Here is a 6549-nt window from a genome sequence, read left to right on the forward strand (position 1 = left end):
AATCCGGTCTGTCGAACTGATGGAATTCTCTCCTCAACAGGACGAGGCTTTGAAGGCGGTCGGCCGCTGGCTGAAGGACGGGCGGCCGCAGATCTTCCGCCTGTTCGGCTATGCCGGCACCGGCAAGACGACGCTTGCGCGCTATTTCGCCGAGCATGTCGACGGGCAGGTGCAATTCGCGGCCTTCACCGGCAAGGCTGCCCAGGTGCTGCGCTCCAAAGGAGCGACCAACGCCCGCACCATCCATTCGCTGATCTATCGTCCGCAGGGCGAGGAATCGGTCGAGGACCAGGTGACCGGCAAGACCTCGATGTCGCCGACCTTTTCACTCAACCGGCAAAGTCCGATCGTGCGCGCCAAGCTGGTCGTCATCGACGAGTGCTCCATGGTCGACGAGCAACTCGGCCGCGATCTGATGAGCTTCGGCACGCCGATCCTGGTGCTCGGCGATCCGGCCCAGCTGCCGCCGATCTCCGGCGGCGGCTTCTTCACCGAGCATGAGCCGGATGTGCTGCTCACCGAGATCCATCGCCAGGCGCGCGACAACCCGATCATCCGGCTGGCGCTCGACGTGCGCGAAGGCCGCGAGTTCATGCATGGCGACTACGGCACGGCGCAGGTGATCGGCAGGGAAGGGGTCACGCAGGATCTGGTGATGAAAGCCGATCAGGTACTGGTCGGCACCAACCGCACGCGGCGGCGCTACAACCAGCGCCTGCGCGAGCTGAAGGGCTTTTCCGCCGATTATCCGCAGGCCGGCGACAAGCTGGTCTGCCTGCGCAACGATCCGGCCAAGGGGCTGCTCAACGGATCGCTGTGGAAAGTGATGACCTCGTCGCGCGAGACGGTGAAGCCTGGCATCAACCTGCTGGTCTCGCCGGAGGAGGACGATCCCGACCGCGGCGTTGCCAAGATCAAGCTGCTGAAGGCGGCGTTCGAGGATCCGGATGCCGAGATTCCATGGCAGCAGAAGAAGCGATTCGACGATTTCGACTACGGCTATGCGCTGACCGCGCACAAGGCGCAGGGCTCGCAGTGGAATGACGTCGTGCTGTTCGACGAGAGCTGGGCCTTCAAGGAGACCCGGCAGCGCTGGCTCTACACGGCCATCACGCGTGCGGCCGAGCGGCTGACGATCGTGCGATAGAGCGGTTCACCGGGTCAGGAAACGGTAAACCCCTCTAGCTCGTTCTTTTGGCGCAATTCCGAACGGAAAGCCGTCACACCTTTCATGGAATTGCTCCAGTCCGCTTATTCTGCCGGCCTCGCATCTAGCCATTGCCAGGCCGCGGCTTCGTCCTGACTGGTGAAATGCCGGAATTCGAACGGCAGAACCTTCGGAAAGAAGTCGCCGACAAGCGATGCCCAGCGCGGATCGCCGATAGCTGCGCAACGGACGACATGCTCCAGCGCGTCGGCCACACCTTGCTGCAGCGTTTCTTGCGAGATGTTGGCCCAATCGACGCTCTCCTCGTCAGTCAGCCGCACTAGCACGTCGATCCTCGGGTGCAGGGCATAGGCAGCTTCCAGCAGGCCGAACAGGTTTTCCGCATCCGCCGGCGAGACATCGCCGACGACGTCGATGGCAAAAAGCGCGTCACGGTTGGTTTCAATGCGGCGTATCGCCGGCACCGCCTCGAGGAAATTCACTGGCAGATCCTTGTGTTGGCCATCAGCTAGTCTCTGGAACACCGGAAACCCACTATCTGTTCCCTGCAAAGGCGCTATAGATGCCCGCCAAAACCAAGCTGGATGCGAATTCATGCCTGTAAAGCTTTCGGTCAACCTCAACGCTGTCGCCATGCTGCGCAACCGCCGCGACCTGCCGTGGCCGAGCGTCATAGGGCTGGGGCGCATCGCTCTTGCCGCCGGCGCGCATGGGTTGACCGTCCATCCACGCCCCGATGAGCGGCATACGAGACATTCCGACCTGCCGGAGATCAGGGCGCTGATCGACGATGAGTTCCCAAAGACGGAATTCAACATCGAGGGCTACCCGACAGAGGATTTCCTAGCGCTTGTCGAGAAGAACCAGCCGGAGCAGGTGACACTGGTGCCCGACGATCCGGCGCAGGCGACGTCAGACCACGGCTGGAACTTCGTCGCGCAGGCTGCGTTCCTGACACCGATCGTCAAGCGGCTGAAGAAGGGCGGATTTAGGGTGTCGCTGTTTTCCGACGCCGATGCGGCCGGCGTGAAAGCCGCGCGCGATACCGGCGCCGACCGGATCGAGCTCTATACCGGGCCCTATGGCGGTTACCATTCCGATTCCGCCAAGGCGGCCAAGGAATTGGAAAGACTGGGAAAAAGCGCGGACGCGGCACTCGCGGCGGGGCTCCAGGTCAATGCCGGCCACGATTTGACCGTGAACAATCTGCCTGCACTGATCAAACGCATCCCCGCATTGGCCGAAGTATCGATCGGACATGGGTTGACAGCGGATGCGCTGGAGTATGGCATGGCCGGCACGGTTGGGCGGTTCTTGAAGGCCTGCGGATGGTAGGGCGAGGAAGCCTTGCGTAGCTCCGGCGTGTTCCGCGCTTTGCGGCAGCCTCGGAGCGTGGCGAATCTGATGAAGTGGGGTTCATGGTGCTAGCCAACGCCAGCGAAACAGAATCCCTCGAACCTGCCGAGGCCGAGCGGCAGCACAGCACCAAGGTTCTGATGCTCGGTGCGCTCGGCGTCGTCTACGGCGATATCGGCACGAGCCCGATCTACGCCTTTCGAGAGGCTCTCCATGCTTCAGGGGGAGTGGTTGCCCGCAACGATGTGCTCGGCGTGCTGTCGCTGATCGTCTGGGCGCTCACCATCATCGTCACGATCAAATATGTCGCCTTCGTGCTGAGGGCCGACAATAAGGGCGAGGGCGGCACGCTGTCGCTGATGGCGCTGGCACGGAGCGCCTATCCGCAGGGCTCCAGCCTGATCCTGGTGATCGGCCTCTGCGGCGCGGCCCTCTTCTTCGGCGATTCGATCATCACGCCGGCGATCTCCGTGCTTTCGGCGGTTGAAGGCCTGGAAGTCATCACGCCGGCGCTCGATGCCTATGTCGTTCCGATCACGCTGGTGATTCTGGCGGTGCTTTTCGCCGTGCAGCGTTTCGGCACGGGCAAGGTGGCGGCAGTGTTTGGACCCATCACGGCGACATGGTTCGTGGCGATCGGCGTTGCCGGCCTCTATCACATCGTCGACGATTGGTCCGTCCTGTTGGCTATAAACCCCTACTATGCGGTCTATTACCTGGCCACCACGCCGACGGGCGCCTTCGTCACCGTCGGCGCGGTTTTCCTCGCGGTCACTGGCGCCGAGGCGCTCTATGTCGACCTTGGCCATTTCGGCCGCAAGCCAATCGTGCTGGCCTGGTTTTCCATCGTTTTCCCTTGCCTGCTCCTCAACTATTTCGGGCAGGGCGCCTTCGTGCTCTCGCACGGCGGCAAGCCGACCAACCCGTTCTTCCAGATGCTTCCCGAATGGGGGCTGATGCCGATGGTCGCCCTGGCAACGGCGGCGACGGTCATCGCCAGCCAGGCGGTGATCTCCGGCGCCTTCTCGCTGACCAGACAGGCGGTGCAGCTCAATCTTCTGCCGCGCATCGAGGTGCAGCACACATCCGAGATGCAAAGCGGCCAGATCTATATGCCGAGGGTCAATCTGCTGGTCGCGCTCGGCGTGATGCTTCTGGTCGTCGGTTTTGGCAGCTCGAGCGCGCTCGCCTCCGCCTATGGCATTTCGGTGACCGGTGAGATGCTGATGACGACGATCCTCTTGTTTGTCGTCATGCGCTGGCTCTGGAAATGGCAGCTGGCGCTCGCATTGGCGCTGGCGCTGCTCTTCGGCGTCATCGACCTCGGCTTCTTCTCGGCCAATGTCGTCAAGATGGTCGAAGGCGGTTGGGTGTCGATCACTGTCGCTTTGATCATGGGGCTGATCATGTGGACTTGGATTCGCGGCACCCGCTACCTATTCGACAAGACGCGCCGCAACGAAATCCCGCTCGACTTCCTGGCGGCGAACCTTTTGAAGAAAAAGCCGCAGCTGGTGTCCGGCACCGCCGTGTTCCTGACCAGCGATCCGCTGAGCGCGCCGACGGCGCTCATGCACAGCCTGAAGCACTACAAGGTGCTGCACGAAAAGAATGTCATTCTTTCGGTGGTGACCGCACCGCAGCCGGTGGTGCCGGACAGCGAGCGGGTGAAGATGGAGACGGTCAACGAGCTGTTCATGCGGGTCACGCTGACCTTCGGCTACATGGAGCAGCCGAATATTCCGCGCGCGCTGGCGATCTGCCGCAAACAGGGATGGAAGTTCGACATCATGACGACGTCCTTCTTCCTGTCGCGGCGCTCGCTGAAGGCCTCGCCCAATTCCGGCATGCCGATCTGGCAAGACAGGCTGTTCATCGGCCTTGCGAAGACGGCGGCGGATGCGACAGAGTATTTCCAGATCCCCACCGGGCGCGTGGTCGAGATCGGCACTCAGGTCGCGATCTGACCCTTCAAGCATCCACATTGTGCCATAGATTTGAATGGACCTCTGCAGGTCGAGCCTTGCACTGGCGGTATGGGAGCCCTAACGCCAGGGCACTTGATATTGCACTGCAGCAAGCGTAGAGCACCGCGCATTTTATCGGAGTGTCGTCATGGCCCTTGCCAATGGTGCTGAGGCAGAACCCGTCGAGCAAACGGGGCATCCGGAGATAGAGCAGCACAGCACCAAGGTGCTGATGCTGGGCGCGCTGGGTGTCGTCTATGGTGATATCGGCACCAGCCCGATCTACGCGTTCCGCGAGGCGCTCGTTGCTTCCTCGCGCGGTGAGGTCGCCGATCGCGGCGATATTCTTGGCGTGCTGTCGCTGATCATCTGGTCGCTGACGATCATCGTCACGATCAAATACATCATGTTCGTTCTGCGCGCCGACAATCGTGGCGAAGGCGGCGTGCTCTCGCTGATGGCGCTGGCGCGCAGCACTTTCGCGACGCGTTCGGCGATCATCCTGGCCATCGGCATCGCCGGCGCCTCGCTTTTCTTTGGCGACGCCGTGATCACCCCGGCCATCTCCGTGCTTTCGGCCGTCGAAGGCATGAATGTCGTGACACCCGCCTTTCAGCCTTATGTGGTGCCGCTGACGCTGCTCATCTTGGCCATTCTGTTTGCGGTGCAGCGGTTCGGCACAGGTGGTGTTGCCTTGATCTTCGGGCCGATCACCGCCGTGTGGTTCCTCGCCATCGGCCTGTCCGGGCTGAACCACATCATTGCCGATCCTGAAATCCTCTGGGCGATCAGCCCGCACTACATCGTCGCCTTCCTGATCCATTCGCCGGACGTGGCCTTTGTCACGATCGGCGCCATTTTCCTGGCCGTCACCGGCGCGGAGGCACTCTACGCCGACCTCGGCCATTTCGGGCGCAAGCCGATCGTGCTGGCATGGCTGGCGATCGTATTTCCCTGCCTGCTGTTGAACTATGCCGGGCAGGGCGCTTTCGTGCTCGCCAAGAACGGTGTCGTCGGCCATCCGTTTTTCGAGATGAATGAAGGCTGGGCGCTGATCCCGATGGTGATTCTGGCGACGGCAGCGACCGTTATCGCCAGCCAGGCGGTGATCTCCGGTGCCTTTTCGCTGACCAGGCAGGCGGTGCAGCTCAACATGCTGCCGCGGCTGGAGATCCTGCATACGTCCGAAAAACAGTCGGGCCAGATCTACATGCCGCGCGTCAACATGCTGCTGGCGCTGGTGGTGATGCTTCTGGTGGTCGGTTTCGGCGCGTCCAGCAGACTTGCCTCGGCCTACGGGATCTCGGTGACCGGCAATATGCTGGTGACGACGGTGCTCCTCTTCGTCGTCATGACCCGTATCTGGAAGTGGCAGCTCTGGGTCGCGGTGTCGTTAACGGCTCTGTTTGCCCTCATCGATGTCGGCTTCTTTGCCTCCAACATCGTCAAGGTCTTCGAAGGCGGCTGGGCGTCGCTCGCCGTGGCTTTCGCCATCATCCTCGGCATGTGGACCTGGGTGCGCGGCAGCCGCTACCTGTTCGACAAGACGCGACGCAACGAGATCCCGCTCGACTTCCTGGCGGCGAACCTTTTGAAGAAAAAGCCGCAGCTGGTGTCCGGCACCGCCGTGTTCCTGACCAGCGATCCGCTGAGCGCGCCGACGGCGCTCATGCACAGCCTGAAGCACTACAAGGTGCTGCACGAAAAGAATGTCATTCTTTCGGTGGTGACCGCACCGCAGCCGGTGGTGCCGGACAGCGAGCGGGTGAAGATGGAGACGGTCAACGAGCTGTTCATGCGGGTCACGCTGACCTTCGGCTACATGGAGCAGCCGAATATTCCGCGCGCGCTGGCGATCTGCCGCAAGCAGGGATGGAAGTTCGACATCATGACGACGTCCTTCTTCCTGTCGCGGCGCTCGCTGAAGGCCTCGCCCAATTCCGGCATGCCGATCTGGCAAGACAGGCTGTTCATCGGCCTTGCGAAGACGGCGGCGGATGCGACAGAGTATTTCCAGATCCCCACCGGGCGCGTGGTCGAGATCGGCACTCAGGTCGC

5 protein-coding genes are annotated in these 6549 nt (G+C 62.1%); 4 read left to right on the forward strand and 1 reads right to left on the reverse strand.

Features of this window, described 5'->3' with window-relative positions:
- The first annotated feature begins 19 nt into the window (after positions 1-19).
- Complete coding sequence (locus CK218_RS23195) at positions 20-1147, forward strand: ATP-dependent RecD-like DNA helicase (protein WP_095829021.1); 1128 nt, start codon at positions 20-22, stop codon at positions 1145-1147.
- Between the two features lie 104 nt (positions 1148-1251).
- On the opposite strand, the gene CK218_RS23200 is transcribed toward CK218_RS23195, so the two are convergent.
- Positions 1252-1764, reverse strand: a complete 513-nt coding sequence (locus CK218_RS23200) for an STAS/SEC14 domain-containing protein (RefSeq protein WP_348628732.1) — start codon at positions 1762-1764, stop codon at positions 1252-1254.
- Between CK218_RS23200 and CK218_RS23205 the strand changes: the two genes are divergently transcribed.
- The 3 genes from CK218_RS23205 to CK218_RS23215 form a co-directional block, all read left to right on the forward strand.
- Positions 1763-2503, forward strand: a complete 741-nt coding sequence (locus CK218_RS23205; RefSeq protein ID WP_095829008.1) for a pyridoxine 5'-phosphate synthase — start codon at positions 1763-1765, stop codon at positions 2501-2503. The genes CK218_RS23200 and CK218_RS23205 overlap by 2 nt on opposite strands.
- Positions 2504-2586: 83 nt before the next feature.
- Positions 2587-4491: a potassium transporter Kup gene (locus CK218_RS23210; RefSeq protein ID WP_095829009.1), complete on the forward strand. Its 1905-nt coding sequence runs from the start codon at positions 2587-2589 to the stop codon at positions 4489-4491.
- A gap of 148 nt (positions 4492-4639) precedes the next feature.
- Positions 4640-6549, forward strand: a 1910-nt coding sequence (locus CK218_RS23215; RefSeq protein ID WP_095829010.1) for a potassium transporter Kup, incomplete at its 3' end; no start/stop codon positions are given.

Origin of the sequence: Mesorhizobium sp. WSM3879 (assembly GCF_002294915.1) — a bacterium.
Taxonomy (GTDB): Bacteria; Pseudomonadota; Alphaproteobacteria; order Rhizobiales; family Rhizobiaceae; genus Mesorhizobium.